Below are 14,328 nucleotides of genomic sequence, written 5' to 3'. Positions count from 1 at the left end.
AGAGAAAAGCAGCGGCAAAAGAATGGGAAGAAGCTGGGAAGCTAGATTTCGCCGCCAAGCAGCTTGGCGGCTCGAACCACGCCCTCCGGCGTGCCCACCACCACGAGGGTATCACCCGCCTGAAGCGGGAACTCCGGACCAGGCGCGGGAATCGCCTGACCATCTCGCATGACGGCCACGATGCTCGCCCCGGTGCGGGTGCGCATCATAGTGTCGCCCAGCGGGTGCCCGGCATACGGGCTGATGCTTGGCACGTTCACCCAGTCCATCGCCAGGCCCTCGATGTCCTGCGAGAGGCGGCTGACGTGCCGGGTAATCGTGCTGCCGCCCAGCAGGTCCGCGACGGCCTCGGCCTCCTCATCGCTGAGGACGATACTCAGGGCGCAGGCATCCGGGTCGTCTCGGCGCGAGACAAAGATTTCCCGCCGTCCGTCGCGGTGGGTGATGACCCCTACGCGTTTGCCATAGCGCCCGTCGAAATCGTGGCGCACACCTACACCGGGGAGCGGCGTTTCTTCCAGCTTGACCATGTACCCAGCATAGGCCGGAAGCCCCAGGGAGATCGTGTCGCCTGGCAAATGACAGCCGGGCGGGCGCTTTGAGCATTCAATCTCATACCGGTGGCGAATTTTCGCGCGAGAATGCTTCCATGAGCGCTTCCCCCCTCCGCCCGCAGACGATGGCGGAAAAGATCCTCTCGCGGCGCGGCAACCAGACGGTGTACGCGGGCGACCTCACCGTTGTCGATGTGGATCAGGTGATGGTTGTGGACTCCATCGCGCAGAGCTTCATCGGGCGCATGGAAAAAGACCTCGCCGCCACGCCGAAGTTTCCTGAGCGCGTCTCCATCGTCATTGATCATGTTGCCCCCGCCTCCACCGTCAGCGTCGCGCAGGCCCAGAAGGAGGCCCGCGAGTACGCCGCAAAGACGGGTGTGCGCCTCTTCGATGTCGGAAGGGGCATCTGCCATCAGGTGCTGATGGAGGAACGCCTCGCTCAGCCCGGCTGGATCGTGCTGGGGTCAGACAGTCACTCGACGACCTACGGCGCCGTCGCGGCCTTTGGCACCGGCATGGGCGCTACCGATATCGCTCTCGCCGCCGCGAGCGGCAAGACCTGGCTGCGGGTGCCGGAAAGCGTGAAGGTGACCTTTGTGGGCGACCTCCAGCCCGGTGTGACGGCCAAGGACGCTGCGCTCGAAATGATTCGCGTGCTGGGCGCGGACGGGGCCACCTACCAGAGCATCGAGATCCACGCCGGGGACCGTTTCACGCGCGGTGAGCGAATGACCCTGGCCAACCTCTGTGTGGAGGCGGGGGCCAAAGCAGGGCTGGTGGTGCCCGGCGGCGAGATCCTCACCGCCTACGGCTACGATATTCCCGACTGGGTATACCCCGATCCCGGCGCCCAATACAGACAAGAGGTGGTGATCGACCTTTCGACCCTTCGCCCCCGCATGAGCGCCCCCAACGAGGTGGACAACGTCCACGACGTGGCCGAGCTGCGCGGCCTCAAGGTCGATCAGGTCTTTATCGGCACCTGCACGAATGGCCGCTTGGAAGACTTGCAGGCTGCCGCTGCGGTCCTGAAGGGTCAGCGGGTGCATCCCTCCACCCGCCTGCTCGTGATTCCCGCCTCGAGCGAGGTGATGGAACAGGCCATGCAGGACGGTACCCTGCTCACCCTGATCCAGGCGGGCGCGGTGCTCGGTACCCCCGGCTGCGGCCCCTGTATGGGGCGTCATCAGGGCGTGCTGGCTCCCGGAGAGGTCTGTGTCTCCACGAGTAACCGTAATTTCATCGGGCGCATGGGGGACAAGGATGCCCGGATCTACCTCGCCTCGCCCGCCGTGGCGGCGGCGACGGCGGTCCTGGGTCGGATCGCTCTGCCGGACGAGCTTGCGGCGGTTCCGGCCTGAATGCCCCAGCCCACTTTCCTCCGTTCCATCTGCACCGTTCCCGTGACGCCGGGTGCTCACCTTGACGACCAGCGGCTCTGGGCCCGGGTGTTTTCCGGCTGGCGCGCGCGGCCGGTGCGGCTCCCCAACGGCGCGTTGACCGAGGAGGTCGAGCGGGCACTGCGGCTGGTGATTGGGCGGGACCAGCCGGAAGCGCGGGTCGGAGCCCTCGTGTACGCCACCTGGCCGCAGTCGGGCAAGACCCTGTCCGCCCTGGTGAATACACTGGACGGCGGGCGTTTCATCACGGTGCGGGTCTTCGGCGAGCATCTCACCGAGGTGCAGGCGACGGCAGAGGCCGTCACCACCCGCCCGGTCATTGAATGGGAGCGGCCCTGAACCCGCCCCGAAAGGAGAACGCTATGCCCCGAGTCTGGAAGTTCGGCGACTCCGTCAACACCGACGATATTCTTCCCGGCAAGTTCGCGCCCTTTATGGCGGGCGAGGACGTGTTTCAGACCTTCGCCTTTCACTACATCCGCCCGGAGTTTGCCGCCCAGGTTCAGCCCGGTGACGTGCTGGTCGGCGGGCGCAACTGGGGCCTGGGCTCCAGCCGCGAGTACGCGCCGCAGGCCCTGAAAAAGCTCCAGATCGGGGGAATCATCGCCCCCTCCTTTGCCCGCATCCATTACCGCAACCTGCTGAACCTGGGGATTCCGGCCTTTGAGGCTGACCTGACGGGAATCCTGGAGGACGGCGCCGAGGTGAGCCTAGACGCACAGACGGGTGTGCTCACCTATGCGGGCGGCACCATCCAGCTTCCGCCGCCACCCGAGTTCCTGCGCGAGGCGCTGCGCGAGGGCAGCATCCTGGCCTTTTTCAAGCGGTACGGCCGCTTCCCTGGGGAGAAGCCGGACGAGCACCGCTAAGATCAGGGCATGGCAACCCTGGAAATAGTGTGTCCCGTCTGCGCCGAGGTGCTCGAACTCACCGACGCCGACCGGGCCGAGCTGGAGGTCGGGGACGTGATCGTCTGCGACTCCTGCAACGCCGAGATGGAAGTCACTCGCAACGGCCCCGGCGAGGACTTCGAGCTGGAGTTGCTTGGCATTCTGACCACCTGCCCGAGGTGCGGCGAGGAATTCGACGTCACCGATGAGCTGTTGAGGGACGCGCCCACCGTCGAGAGCGCGGACGGCACGGTCACCAGCCTCGTCTCCTGCCCGCATTGCCGCGCCCAGATCGAGCTGGAGTTCGAGGAAGACGGGCTGTCTAGACCATAAGCCTCCCCCCGCCTCTTCTGGCATAACCTAGCGTTCGTAAGGAGATAACTATGCCTGTCGTTAAATTTGAAAACCCAGATACCGGTGCCACCATCGAACTGACAGATCCCGAACTCGGTGAACTCGTCATTGACGACGAAACCGGAGTGGAATACGAGGTCGTGTCCCTCGATCCGCCGCGCCTCGAACAGGCCCCGCAGGAAGCGGAGGACTGGGGGGAGTAAGGTGTGAGGGCGGAGGGAGGAGAACCCTCCTGACGCCCGGCGCCTCCTCCCTTTCCTTATGGCCGAACTCGCCGTCCTCTACGACCGCATTCGTCCCGATGAGAAGATGCTGTTCGGGGCGCTCGATGCCCTCGGCGTGCCCTACGACAAGGTGTACACGCCCCAGCTGCGCGTCACCTTTGGTGGGTTGGACCGCGCCCAGGTGCCCTGGCGGGTCGCGCTCGAACGCTGCGTGAGTCAGACGCGCGGGCACGCTGTCACCCGGGCGCTGGAGGGCCTGGGCGTGCGCGTCGTGAATCCCTCGCACGTCATCGAGCTGTGCGGTGACAAGCTCGCCACGAATGCGGCGCTGGCTCGCGCGGGCCTGCCCACGCCCCGCACCGGCGTCGCCTTTGACGGCGAGGCCGCCCTTGCCCTCATCGAGGAACTGGGCTACCCGGTCGTCCTCAAGCCCACGGTGGGTTCCTGGGGCCGGATGGTCAGCCGCATCAACGACCGCGACGCCGCCGAGGCGATCATCGAGCACAAGGAGGTGCTCGGTGGCCCGCAGCACGGCGTCTTCTACGTCCAGGAGCTGATTCATAAGCCAGGCCGCGACATCCGCGCCTTTGTGGTTGGTGGGGAATGTATCGCCGCGATCTACCGCAGCTCTGAACACTGGATCACGAATACGGCGCGGGGCGCACAGGCCAGCAACTGCCCGGTCACCCCCGAAATCGCGGCCCTGGCGACTCGGGCGGCCGCCGCCGTGGGTGGCGAGATCGTCGCCATTGACCTCGTCGAGGACCCGCAGAGCCACAACGAGTGGGGCGGCCTCCTGGTGATCGAGATCAACCACACCATGGAGTTCAAGAACTCGGTCAGCACGACGGGCGTGGATATTCCCCGCAAGATGGGCGAGTACGCCCTGAGTCTGCTCGGTGGCCTAAGCCCCGCGAACGAGTAGAACAAACGCCCCCAGTACGGCGGTCTCGTAGAGACGGGACCGCCGCTTGCCGTATGGACTGAAGGCCCGTTCACGTTCTTATAAACCAAACAGTTTTAAGTTTAAAACCATGTCAGAGCTTGAACCTCGGGCCAATGCGCCCAACGCCAGTGCTGAGGCGACCCAATTGGGGGAGGAGATGAAGCGCCTGCACCGCTGGATCAGCGGACGTGTGCTCATCCATATGCAAGACGAGCTTCAAGATCATGACCTCACCTTTCCCCAGATGACGGCCCTGCACCAGTTGCGTGCCCACGCGCCCCTCACGGTGACGGCGCTGGCCAAGACCCTGAGCCTGAGTGTGCCCGCGACGAGCCACCTTGTGGAACGTCTCGTTCGGCGCGGGTTGGCCCAGCGCCGCGAGAATCCGGAGAACCGGCGCGAAAAGCTGGTGCTGCCCAGCGCCCAGGGGTTGCAGCTTGTGGCGCGAATGGACGAGCAGTTTATCGGGGCCTACGTCGCTGTGTTTGGCCGTCTTCGTCCCGCTACCGTACGCGCGGCCACCGCGGCCATGCAGGCGCTGCTGGCCGAACTGGCCCTTTTGGAGGAGAACCATGAGTCCAGCTGCTCCGCCCGAGCGCATCAACTACGCGCAGACCCTGAGCCTGGCGACCAAGCGTGAGATTCTGTTTGGTGTGCTGCTGGGCCTCTTTCTCAGCGCTCTGGATCAGACCATCGTGGCGACCGCCATGCCGCGGATCGCCGCCGACCTCAGTGGCCTGAGCCTCTACACCTGGGTCACCACCGCCTACCTCCTGACGAATACGGCGCTTGTGCCCATCTACGGCAAGCTCTCGGACCTGTACGGGCGTAAGCCCATTCTGATGTTTGGCATCCTGGTGTTCCTGTTGGGTTCGGCGCTATGCGGTCTGAGCGGCGAGCCCTTCTTGGGGAACCTCTTTGGCGGCGGCATGATGCAGCTTGTCGTGTTCCGTGGCCTCCAGGGCATTGGGGCAGCGGCGCTTGGCTCGGTCGCCTTTGCCATCATCGCCGACCTGTTCGAACCCATCGACCGGCCCCGCTACCAGGGTCTGTTCGGCGCCGTCTTTGGCCTGAGCAGCGTGGTCGGCCCGCTGCTGGGCGGCTTCCTGACCGACCACATCTCCTGGCGTTGGGTGTTCTACGTGAACCTGCCGCTTGGCCTGATCGCGCTCGCCTTTATCGCCAGCAAGATGCCCCGCCTCGCCAGCGGGCTCCGGGCGCGGGTAGACTGGCTGGGCGCCGCGCTCATCATCGTGTTCGCCGTGCCGCTGCTGCTGGGGCTGACCTGGGGTGCGGACGGCAACTTCGCCTGGACGAGCCCCACCATCCTGGGCCTGTTCGGGCTGAGCGCCGCTGCCCTGATCGCCTTTCTGTTCGCCCAGTCGCGGCACCCCAGCCCCATCCTGCCGCTGAGCCTCTTTCGTAACCCGACGTTCGCCTGGGGGGCAGTCGCGCGCTTCCTGATCGGCGCAGCCTTTTTGGGCGCGATTCTCTTCCTGAGCCTCTACCTCGTGCAGGTGCAGGGCGTCAGTGCCACCAAAGCGGGGACCGCCACCATTCCGCTCACGGTGGGCCTGATCATCGGGGCCATCGGCTCGGGGCAGATCGCCAGCCGCATCGGGCGCTACAAGCCCCTTATGCTGACCGGACTGGTCGTCGCCGCGCTGGGCTTTTTCAGCCTCAGCACCCTGAATGCCGACACGCCCTACTCCGGCGTGGTGCTGCGCATGGTGCTGCTCGGCCTGGGCCTGGGTCCGGCGCTGCCGCTGTACACGACCGCCCTGCAACTCGCCGTGAAGCCTTGGGAAATCGGCGTGGCGACGAGCGCCGGGCAGTTTTTCCAGCAGATGGGCAGCACCATCGGCACGGCGATCTTCGGCGCAGTCCTCACGGCGGGCCTCACCACCAATCTCGCTGCCCAGTTCGCCGCGCAGGCCGCCGCCCAGCAGGGCACCGTGGCAACCACCCTCAGGAGCATCAGCGAGGAGATTCGCAGCGGGTCGGGAAGCCGCAGCCAGGACCGCAACGCGACCCCGCCGAGCCCCGAGGAACTCCGGGCGACGTTCGCAGCATTGCGCCGCCACGTGACCCAGGCCATCGAGACGGGTGACCGCAAGGCCATCGCTGCGATTCAAAACAACAAGGTGCTGCCGGACGAGGCGAAGAAACAGCTCGCAAACATCCCCGAAGGAGGCGTCGCCGCGGGCGTGACCACCCGATTCGAGCCGGTCTACGAGGCCGTCGCGGCAGCGGTCAACAGCGGCGACCCAGCCCGCCTCGCTGCTGTGGCGGCCACCCCGCAGCTGCCTGCCGAGCTGCGCGCCCGCCTCGCGCAGCTGCCCGCGCCGGTGCTCGCCAGCCCAGCAGCCCGCGCGCAACTCCTGGCCGGGATCAAGGAGGGGCTCGCCGCCGCCGCACGCCAAGCCCAGCAGCAGGCGTTGCAGGCCGCCCTGAAGGGGGTGAACGACGGCGAGCAGGTGGCGCTCCTGAGTGCCCGTGCCACGAAGGTGGCTTTTGCCCAGACGGTTGCCACCATCTACCGCTTCTCCATCGTGGTGGCGGCCCTCGCCTTCCTCGCCACGCTGATGATGCCCAATCTGAGCATGCCGACGCGGCAAAAGGGTGACCGCCCGGCACCGCTTCAGGTGGAGGTGTAGGCGCCCAGGTCGCTCTGTTCCCAGACGAGGTCGCGCAGCACCCAGCCACTCCCCGGAAAACGCAGCCCCGCCTGGAGCTCGGCCAGCAGGTGAGCACGCACGTCTGCCTCGGCCAAGCCGCCCGCGATCACCTCACCCAGGCTGCGCTCACCGTCCAGCGCCTGCGCGACCGGGGAAGAAGCGACGCGGGTGGTGCCGGAACGCAGCCGGAGGGCGTGCCAGGCGAAGCGGCCCGTCGGTTCGGCGCGGCCCTGCCGGAAAGCCTCCGCCAGCGCCTGCGCGACCTCAAACAGGGGCGCTGCTGCCTGGCGGGCGGCGGCGCGGGCGCTGCGGCCCTCCGGTACGTCGAAGAGCGGTAGGTCGCCCCGAAACACGCGGCTGGGGCTGCCGATGGCCGCGCACACCTGCGGCCACTCGTCCGAAACCCGCGCCCATTCGGTCAAGAAGTGGTCGTAGGGGGCAAGGGGCGAGCCGGTCACGGCGCTGGGCCGGAACTCAAAGGTGCCGCTTTGGGGCAGCAGCGGGCTGGCGTGGAGGGCGTCCATGCCCAGCCAGTCGAGGATCCCACCCCCTACGATCTCGCCGTCCAGAAAAGCGACGGTATAGGGAACTTCGGCCTGCACGTCGAGCACGCCCGTTTGCCGTGTGCCGTTCACCAATTCCAGAATCCCCATCAGGGGCAGGTCGGAGAGGAGTCCCTGCATGTGTGAGGGTCAGCTTAGCATTGCCTTACCCGCCGCCGCCCACAGGTCCAGCCATGCACCGCCCAGTTCGGCGCTCACGTCGCTGGCGATCAGGCCGTATCCCTGCCGTGCTCCGGCCCGCTCCCCAGCCCGCGCGTGCAGCCGCACACCGACAAGCGCCGCTTCGAGGGCTCCCAGGCCCTGTCCCAGAAGTGCCGCAATGACGCCGCTGAGGGTGTCACCCAGACCAGCGCTCGCCATGCCCGGATGGCCCCCCCGACTGACCGAGAGGCCCTGTGCGTGCGCGATGACGCTGGGGCCGCCCTTGAGCACGACCACACCCCCGAAGCGTTCCTGAAGGGTGCGGGCGGCCGCGAGGGGATCGCGCGTGACCTCGCCGGTGGCCACCCCCAGCAGGCGGGCCGCCTCGCCGGGATGCGGTGTCCACACGCAGGCCGCGTGCCCCTTGCCTGCGAGTTCGGGTTGCAGGGCGTCGGCGTCCAGGACGGCCGGAACCTCCCAGGCAAGCACCTGCCGTGTGAGGGCGGCTGCGTCTGGCCCCAAGCCCATTCCCACACAGAGGGCATCCGGCCTGCTCCTGGCCAGCGCCGCCTCCAGCGCGCGGTCGAGCGCGTCATGCTGCCGCACCATCAGTTCCGGCGTGACCAGCGGCACCTGCACCGACGAATAAACGGTGACCAGCCCGGCTCCCGCCCGCAGCGCCCCCAGGCCCGCGAGCGCCGCCGCCCCCACGGTGCCCGGAGCTCCGCCGATCACCCACACGTGTCCCGCAGTGCCCTTGTGCGCGTCCGCGGGGCGGATGGGGAGGAGGGCCGCGATCTCCGCGTCCGTGGGCCGAACAGCGAGCGCCTCTGCCGCCAGCCACGCGGAAGGCACCCGCAGCGGAGCGAGCCGCACCTCGCCGGCCTGCCGCGCGGCGGGACCAAACAGCAGGGCAGGCTTGAATCCCATCAGCGTGACGGTGAGGTCAGCGTGAACGGCGGGTCCGGGGACCGCTGCAGAGGCAGCGTCCAGCCCGCTGGGCAGATCGATGGCGACGACCTGCACGCCCTGTTCCCGCACGGCGTTGACAGCCTCGACGATCTCCGCTTGCTCCGCGCGCAGCGGCGGCTGAAAGCCGGTGCCGAGCAGTCCGTCAACCAGCACGCTCACCTCGGCGGCTCGCCGGGTGACCGCTTGCCGCGTGAGCGGCTCCGGCTGAAGACCGAAGGCGGCCAGGCGCTGCCAGTTCAGGCGGGTGAGCGGGTGGGTCGGGGGCGCGGCGAGCACCTCCACCCCATGCCCCAGCGCCATCAGGTGCCGCGCGGCCACGAGGGCGTCCCCGCCGTTCGCGCCGCCCCCGGCGAGCAGCTGCACCCGGCTTTGCGGAAAACGCGCATGGAGGACGTCGGCCACGGCCCGGCCCGCCTCCTCCATCGCCTGGTCAAGCAACTGGGCTCCGTCCAGACGGGCATCCACCGCCCCCACGCCCTCCGGCGAAAACACGAATTCCGGCATCTCAGCTGCCCCCGATCCGCAGCAGCAGGAAGAGAACGAGAATGCCCAGCGCCACCAGCCCCCAGCGCAGCACCGGGAGCCAGGGGGCGGCGCCGAACTGCTGCCGCAGGTCTTCACGAGAAGTCTCACGCGCCTGCTTCACGCTCAGCCGTTGGGCGCGGCGGATCGCCCCCACCGATTCGCTCAGGCGCCCCTGCCGCCGCAGGGCCACCCCCAGGTTGTGGTGTGCGCCGTCATACTCGGGGTTAAGCCGCAGCGCCTCGCGGTAGCGGGCTTCGGCCTGCCTCAAGCGGCCTGCCTCCAACTCCAGATTGCCCAGGTTCGTGAGCACCCGGTAATGCCCCGGATCAGCCGCCAGCGCCTCCTCAAAGATGGGCTGGGCGGCCTGCGGTTCTTCTCGCAGCACGTGGAGCACCCCCAGCGCGTTCAGCGCCTCGGGTCGCGTCAGGGGATGCGCGAGCGCCGGGGCCAGCCGCGCCCGCAGCACCTGCGGTTCGGTCTCACCGCCCGTGCCGCGTCCCAGTCCCTCCAGCGTCTCCAGGGCCTGACGAAGGGTCTCCGGCTCGATCAGCGATTCCAGGAGCGCCGCCTCGCCCTTGAGGCCCCCCTCCTGCGTGGCCGCCAGCGTCGCCCGCACGCCCTCCAGGACCCGTTGCGCCCGCGCCGGTCGTCGTGCTCGGATAGCCTCCTGCACGCCAACGACGCCGTCAAGCGCCGCCGTGACCTCCGTGGGAGCCGCCGTAAGCCGTGCTGCGGCCAGGGCCCGCCGCCACTCGCCCGCGCGGGCAAAGGCGCGCCAATCCGGGGACGCCTCGGGAGGCGACACGGGGGGAGGGGAGGGATCTGTCATGCTGCGGAGTATACTGACGCGCTTTCCGAGGACCCCGTGACCCAGCCCGATCCAACTGCCCCGCCGCTGTATTCGCCCACCCGCGTGCGCGAACTGCTCGACCGCTACGGCCTGCGCCCCACCAAAAGCCTGGGGCAGAACTTCCTGATCGACGGCAATATTCTGCGTGCCATCGCTGAAGCGGGCGGTGCGGAAAGGGGAGTCCCCGTGCTGGAGGTCGGCCCCGGCTTGGGCGTTCTGACCCGCGAACTCGCCGCGAGGGGCGCGCAGGTGACGGCCCTCGAAAAAGACGAGCGTCTTCGGCCCGTGCTTGCCGAGACGCTCAGGGGGCTGGACGTGCAGGTGATCTGGGGAGACGCCCTCGACTTCGACTACGCCAGTCTGCCGCCGGGCACGCGGGTGATCGCCAACCTCCCGTACTACATCACCGGGCCGCTGCTCTCGCGCTTTATGCGTGCCCCAAGCATCCTCTCGGCCACGGTGCTGGTGCAGAAGGAGGTTGCGGCGCGGCTGGCGGCCCGCCCCGGCGACGATGACTACGGCTTTCTGAGCGCGCTGGCTGCCCTGCACGGGAGCGTTCGGCATGTCCGTGACGTGCCCAAGGGAGCTTTCCTGCCTGCCCCGGACGTCACGAGCAGCGTGGTCCGGTTGGACTTTGACCGTTCCCGGCCCGCACCCGACCCGGCCTTGTTGCGGTTCCTGGAAGCCGCCCTGCACCACCGCCGCAAGACCCTGCGCAACAACCTGCGCCTGGCCGGTTTCGCGGGTGAGGCGATCGACGCGGCACTGACAAAAGCGGGTCTGCGCGCGGATGTGCGTGCCGAGGACGTGCCGCTGGTGGACATGCGTACCGTCGCGAAGCATCTGGACGTGCTACGTTAAGTCCCGCGTTTCAAACGCCCATCGTGTCCCCGGCGCTCAGGCGAGCTGAGTGCGGTGGACTGGAGGGCCGCGATGGCCTGGCCCGGAGGTTCCCACGTGAAGTTTTTCGTTATCGGTGACGTCACCGTCGATCACCTCTACCATCTTGACCGCCTGCCCGCCCCGGGCGAGGAAGTCGCCCCCACGCGCGCCACCATGCAGCCCGGTGGCGCGGGCGGCACCATCAGCGTGACGCTGGCGCGGCTCGGTCACAGTGTCACCCTCGCCGCCCGGGTGGGCGACGATCCCTTTGCCGAGTATGCCCTGCGCAGCGTACGGGAGAGTGGCGTTTTGCAAACCGCCATTCAGGTGGACCCCGAGCTTCTGACCAGCACCATCACCGTCATGCAGACGCCCGACGGGCAACGGGCGATGATCAGCTACGGCGCGGCCAATCGCCAGCTCGACCCTGCGAAGCTCAAGAAAAAGGACATCGAGGGGGCGGACGCCCTGATTGTCAGCGCCTACAGCCTGACCGAAGGACCGCAGCGCGAGTACACCCTACGGGCCATCGAGACGGCCAAAAAGGCGAAAAAGCCGGTTCCTGTCTTTATCGATCTGGGAACCGGCGCCGTGAACAAGGTCGGCACCGATCTGATCGAGAACGTGATCGGCGCAGACTACCTCACCCTCAACCAGCATGAGCTGCTCGCCCTGACCGACACCACCAGCATCAGTGCCGCGCTGGCACAGCTCGGTGATGCGGGTGCGCGCCGGGTCATCGTGAAGGTCGGCCGAATGGGCAGCATCGTCTGGACGCCCAACGAGACCGAGCTCGTCGACCCCATCAAGCCTGAAGGCCGCGTGGTGGACTCAACCGGTGCGGGGGACACCTTTACCGCTGCCTTTGCCCACGCCGTGCTCACCGGCCAGACCCTCGCCCAGGCGGCCCGCACCGCCAACGCCGCAGGCGCCCTCGCTGCCACCCGCGTCGGCGCACAGGCCCGCCCCATCACGCCCGCCGATCTAGAAGCCGCTCTGAACCGCTGAGCGGGTGCGGGCCCCGGGGCCCCCTTTGGCCCCCTTCGAATATATACAAAAGGGCGATGCTGAATTTGCTTCAGTTGCTACCCTAGCCCCATGTCCAGCGCTCTTCCGCTCACCCGCCTCCTGCACGAAGAGGCCGCCGCACGCGGCTTACGCGACCCCCAAGCCCCCCTGCCCGACATTCCCGAAGTCTTTGCCCTGGTGCGCGACATGCCCTATGCCCGCGCGAGCACGCATGACCCCGCGGGCATCGTGCGCGAGTGGCGCGGCACCTGCAGCACCAAGCATGAGCTGCTGGCTGCCCTGCTTGCCGAGCGCGGCGTGAGCAGCACGGTGATCGCCTGCACCCAGGAGATCACGCCGCCGCCCGGAGCCCCAGCGGAACTCTTGGCCCTGGCCGGCGGGCGGCCGGTGGTGGACGTGCACAACTACCTGATTGTGCACGCGCCGCAGGGCGATATGGTGGTGGACGCGACCTGGCCTCTCAGCGCTGCTCAGGCTGGCCTGCCGGTGAATGCCGAGTGGCGTTGGGGCGAAGACCAGCAGCTTGCCTGCACACCCCTCGAAACCTGGGCTGTTCCGGCGGGGGAGAGCGTGGCGGACTTCAAGGCCCGGTTGCTGCGCGAACGCTACACCCCCGAGGAACTCGAGCGCCGCGACGCTTTTATCCGCGAGGTGGGCCGCCTGTTCCTGACCAGCCGCTAGCCTCTCCCCATTCGTATAGCCTGTCTGGCGTGACCTTCCATCCGGATTCTCCTACCGTTCGCCGCCCGGTGTACGCTCGCCGGGGTATGGTCGCGACCAGCCAACCTCTCGCCGCGCAGGCCGGGCTCACGGTGCTGCAAGCGGGCGGAAACGCGGTTGACGCGGCTGTGGCCACCGCTGCCGCCCTCACGGTCGTCGAGCCGACGAGCAACGGGATCGGCGGCGACCTCTTTGCCCTGGTCTGGGCAGACGGCGAGCTGCACGGCCTGAATGCGAGCGGCGCGGCACCCGCTGCCCTGACCCTGGACGTGCTGGGGGGCGACATGCCCAAACACGGCTGGCCGCCGGTCACGGTCCCCGGCGCAGTGCGCGGCTGGGCCGATCTGCACGCCCGGTTTGGCCGCCTGCCCTTTGCCGACGTGCTGGCCCCCGCCATTCGCTATGCCCGCGAGGGCTACCCCCTTTCGCCCGTGCTCGCGGCGAACTGGGCCCGGGCCATCCGGAGCTACCAAACGTTGAGGCTCCCCATCCTGGAGGAATGGTTCCGCGTCTTTGCCCCCTCCGGCTTCACACCTGCTCCCGGTGCCCTGTGGCGCAGCGAAGCCCACGCCCACACCCTGGAGGCCTTGGCCCAGACCAACGGCACAACGCTGTACGAGGGAGAACTCGCCGAGCGAATCGACGCCCACGCCCGTGCCAGCGGTGGGTTTATTCGCGCCTCTGACCTGGCGGCCCACCGCTCCGAGTGGGTGGCCCCCATCCACACCGACATAGACGGTCACCGCGTCTACGAGATTCCCCCCAACGGTCAGGGCATCGCCGCCCTCATCGCCCTGAATGTCCTGCGGAAGCTGGACCTGCCGGAGCGTCGTGACGACCCCCAGGGGCTACACCTTCAGATCGAGGCGATGAAACGCGGCTTTCATGACGCGCATGCGTACGTCGCGGACCCTCGTCACGTCCCGGTGGATGTGGAACGCCTCCTCTCGGAGGAGAACGCCGCCGAACACCGCGCCTTTCTTGGGGGCGCAGCCCATGACCCCGCCACCCGCGCGCCCAGCACCGGCGGCACCGTGTACCTGGCCGCCGCAGACGCGGAAGGCCAGATGGTCAGCCTGATCCAGAGCAACTACATGGGGTTTGGCAGCGGGGTGGTCGTGCCCGGCACCGGCATCGCCCTCCATAACCGCGGCCACAACTTTCACCTTGACCCCGCGCACCCCAATGCCCTGGCCCCCGGCAAGCGGCCCTACCACACCATCATTCCCGGCTTCCTCGGCCGCAGCGACGGTACGCCGGTCGGTCCCTTCGGTGTGATGGGCGGTTTTATGCAGCCGCAGGGCCACGTCCAGGTGGTCTTGAACACGGTCCGCTACGGCATGAACCCCCAGCAGGCCCTCGACGCGCCGCGTTGGCAGTGGCTGCAGGGCCGGGTGGTCGAGGTCGAGCACGCCCTCGGCGCGCCGCTGGCTCGCCTGCTGGTCGCCCGTGGCCACGACGTGCGGGTCCAGCTCGACCCCGGTGCCTTTGGGCGTGGCCAGATCATCTGGCGGAACCCCAAGACGGGTGTGCTCGAGGGCGGAACCGAGAGCCGAACCGACGGGCACATCGCCGTGTGGTAGCTGTGCGTGGCGGG

At 68.2% G+C, this 14,328-nt stretch carries 16 protein-coding genes; 12 read left to right on the top strand and 4 right to left on the bottom strand.

Going from position 1 to position 14,328, the window contains the following annotated elements; genetic code table 11:
• Positions 1–41: 41 nt before the first annotated feature.
• Positions 42–530 (bottom strand): cation:proton antiporter regulatory subunit, encoded by a 489-nt coding sequence (locus EI73_RS03355; protein WP_034387652.1) that lies wholly within the window; start codon positions 528–530, stop codon positions 42–44.
• A 119-nt stretch (positions 531–649) separates the two neighbouring features.
• Here EI73_RS03355 and EI73_RS03350 point away from each other — a divergent pair, with 119 nt between their 5' ends.
• The 8 genes from EI73_RS03350 (at position 650) to EI73_RS03315 (ending at position 7,028) form a co-directional block, all read left to right on the top strand.
• The gene (locus tag EI73_RS03350) at positions 650–1,918 is read left to right on the top strand and encodes a 3-isopropylmalate dehydratase large subunit (RefSeq protein ID WP_034384224.1); all 1,269 of its coding nucleotides are present in this window, start codon (positions 650–652) and stop codon (positions 1,916–1,918) included.
• Complete coding sequence (locus EI73_RS03345; RefSeq protein WP_034384221.1) at positions 1,919–2,296, top strand: hypothetical protein; 378 nt, start codon at positions 1,919–1,921, stop codon at positions 2,294–2,296.
• Positions 2,297–2,319: 23 nt separating this feature from the next.
• Complete coding sequence (locus EI73_RS03340; RefSeq protein WP_034387650.1) at positions 2,320–2,826, top strand: homoaconitate hydratase; 507 nt, start codon at positions 2,320–2,322, stop codon at positions 2,824–2,826.
• A gap of 9 nt (positions 2,827–2,835) precedes the next feature.
• Positions 2,836–3,180 (top strand): hypothetical protein, encoded by a 345-nt coding sequence (locus tag EI73_RS03335; protein WP_034384219.1) that lies wholly within the window; start codon positions 2,836–2,838, stop codon positions 3,178–3,180.
• Positions 3,181–3,230: 50 nt separating this feature from the next.
• Entirely contained in the window at positions 3,231–3,404 is a 174-nt protein-coding gene (gene lysW / locus EI73_RS03330; protein WP_034384216.1) for a lysine biosynthesis protein LysW, read from the top strand.
• Positions 3,405–3,462: 58 nt separating this feature from the next.
• On the top strand, positions 3,463–4,350 hold the full coding sequence (gene lysX, locus EI73_RS03325; protein ID WP_034384212.1) for a lysine biosynthesis protein LysX: 888 nt from the start codon (positions 3,463–3,465) through the stop codon (positions 4,348–4,350).
• Between the two features lie 109 nt (positions 4,351–4,459).
• Entirely contained in the window at positions 4,460–5,011 is a 552-nt protein-coding gene (locus EI73_RS15590; protein WP_051935399.1) for a MarR family winged helix-turn-helix transcriptional regulator, read from the top strand.
• Entirely contained in the window at positions 4,944–7,028 is a 2,085-nt protein-coding gene (locus EI73_RS03315; protein ID WP_034384209.1) for an MDR family MFS transporter, read from the top strand. The genes EI73_RS15590 and EI73_RS03315 overlap by 68 nt, the downstream gene beginning before the upstream one ends.
• Here EI73_RS03315 and EI73_RS03310 read toward each other — a convergent pair.
• Genes EI73_RS03310 through EI73_RS03300 form a run of 3 tightly spaced genes read right to left on the bottom strand, consistent with a single transcriptional unit; the run spans position 7,013 to position 10,079 of the window.
• Positions 7,013–7,732: a DUF4388 domain-containing protein gene (locus tag EI73_RS03310; RefSeq protein ID WP_034384206.1), complete on the bottom strand. Its 720-nt coding sequence runs from the start codon at positions 7,730–7,732 to the stop codon at positions 7,013–7,015. The genes EI73_RS03315 and EI73_RS03310 overlap by 16 nt on opposite strands.
• Before the next feature lie 9 nt (positions 7,733–7,741).
• Positions 7,742–9,229 carry a bifunctional ADP-dependent NAD(P)H-hydrate dehydratase/NAD(P)H-hydrate epimerase gene (locus EI73_RS03305; protein ID WP_034384203.1) on the bottom strand — a complete coding sequence of 496 codons (1,488 nt, stop codon included), beginning with the start codon at positions 9,227–9,229 and terminating at the stop codon, positions 7,742–7,744.
• 1 nt (position 9,230) lies between these two features.
• The gene (locus EI73_RS03300) at positions 9,231–10,079 is read right to left on the bottom strand and encodes a tetratricopeptide repeat protein (protein WP_034384202.1); all 849 of its coding nucleotides are present in this window, start codon (positions 10,077–10,079) and stop codon (positions 9,231–9,233) included.
• 36 nt (positions 10,080–10,115) lie between these two features.
• Here EI73_RS03300 and rsmA point away from each other — a divergent pair, with 36 nt between their 5' ends.
• From rsmA to EI73_RS03280, 4 genes are all read left to right on the top strand, one after another.
• Positions 10,116–10,961, top strand: coding sequence for a 16S rRNA (adenine(1518)-N(6)/adenine(1519)-N(6))-dimethyltransferase RsmA (gene rsmA, locus EI73_RS03295; RefSeq protein ID WP_034384200.1), 846 nt, complete (start codon positions 10,116–10,118; stop codon positions 10,959–10,961).
• Between the two features lie 96 nt (positions 10,962–11,057).
• Positions 11,058–11,990 carry a carbohydrate kinase family protein gene (locus EI73_RS03290; protein ID WP_034387645.1) on the top strand — a complete coding sequence of 311 codons (933 nt, stop codon included), beginning with the start codon at positions 11,058–11,060 and terminating at the stop codon, positions 11,988–11,990.
• 90 nt (positions 11,991–12,080) lie between these two features.
• Positions 12,081–12,692 (top strand): hypothetical protein, encoded by a 612-nt coding sequence (locus EI73_RS03285; protein ID WP_034384199.1) that lies wholly within the window; start codon positions 12,081–12,083, stop codon positions 12,690–12,692.
• An 86-nt stretch (positions 12,693–12,778) separates the two neighbouring features.
• Positions 12,779–14,314: a gamma-glutamyltransferase family protein gene (locus EI73_RS03280; protein WP_081908950.1), complete on the top strand. Its 1,536-nt coding sequence runs from the start codon at positions 12,779–12,781 to the stop codon at positions 14,312–14,314.
• Positions 14,315–14,328: the final 14 nt, after the last annotated feature.

Source organism: Deinococcus sp. YIM 77859 (genome assembly GCF_000745175.1).
In the GTDB taxonomy this organism is placed as follows: Bacteria; Deinococcota; Deinococci; order Deinococcales; family Deinococcaceae; genus Deinococcus.
The sequence above is the reverse complement of the archived record's forward strand: the minus strand, read 5'-3'. Positions and strand labels throughout refer to the sequence as shown.